Consider the following 1114-nt stretch of genomic DNA (forward strand, 5'->3'; position numbering starts at 1 on the left):
CTGGTGTTCTTGACCTCTACCTCGCCGGCCGCGCCGCCGCCCCCGCCTTTGCCACCGATGCCGACCGCGGCAAAGGCGCCGGCCGCCATCGCAAACCCGCCGTCGCCGCCCGAGCCGCCGACCGACTGCGCGAAGATGCCGATCGACATATCCTTGTCCGTGCTGATCAGGCCTGTGTTTTCGACATAGACCTTCTTGCTCCCGCCGCCCGACGCGCCATCGCCGCCAAGCGAGAAGGACGGCCCGCCAACCGAGACGGCAAATCCGCCTGAGCCGCCACCGCCGCCGATCGACTGCGCCAGGATGCCATGAGACTGGACACCTTCGGTGTGTACCGCCGCGCCATTGGTGACATCGACGGTCCAGCCCGTGCCGCCGCCACCTCCCTTGCCACCGATTGTGACGTTGGCGCCGAGGCCGGCGGAAGCCGTGCCGCCGCCATTGCCGCCGCCGCCGCCGATCGACTGGGCGATGATACCCGTGGAGCGGTCACCAAGCGTGTGAATCAGCCCTGAATTGATGCCGACCGTCACTGCCTTGGCGTCGCTGGCAGTGCCGGCCTTGCCGCCGATGCTGACAGCAGCCACAAGACCCGCGCCGTTCAACGAGAAGCCGCCATTGCCACCGCCGCCGCCGACCGACTGCACGATGACGCCGGCCGAGTCCGACTGATGGGTCGTGACGTCAAGTGTTGTCGTCGAGAAGAACTTTGCCGTCCCGGCTTCGCCGCCCCCCGCGCCCGAACCACCGATGCCCACGCTTGCGTTGACGCTCAGGCCGAACTGGCCGCCGCCATTTCCGCCACCGCCACCGATCGATTGCACGATGATACCGGCCGACCTTTCGCGGAAAGTCTCGACCGAACCATTATAGGTGGCTTCCGTCGCCACGCCCTTGCCGGCCGCGCCGCCTCTTCCCCCCATGCCGAAGCCGGCAATCGCCGACAGTGTGCCGGAAAAGCCGCCATTGCCGCCGCCGCCGCCGACCGACTGCACGATCAGGCCGGCCGAATCCGCGCCGTCCGTGGTGATCGATTGCATCGCGCCATCAGCCGTGCGCAGCGTGACGGCATCGGCATCGCCGCCGCCTGCGCCACTGCCGCCGACACCCACAC

At 68.7% G+C, this 1114-nt stretch carries 1 pseudogene; it reads right to left on the reverse strand.

The window, feature by feature from the left end:
* Positions 1–1114 (reverse strand): annotated as a pseudogene (locus ENZ74_RS32545) (autotransporter outer membrane beta-barrel domain-containing protein); the annotation flags it as partial.

It is taken from the genome of Mesorhizobium sp. M7A.F.Ca.CA.002.15.2.1 (genome assembly GCF_003998715.1).
GTDB lineage: Bacteria > Pseudomonadota > Alphaproteobacteria > Rhizobiales > Rhizobiaceae > Mesorhizobium > Mesorhizobium ciceri.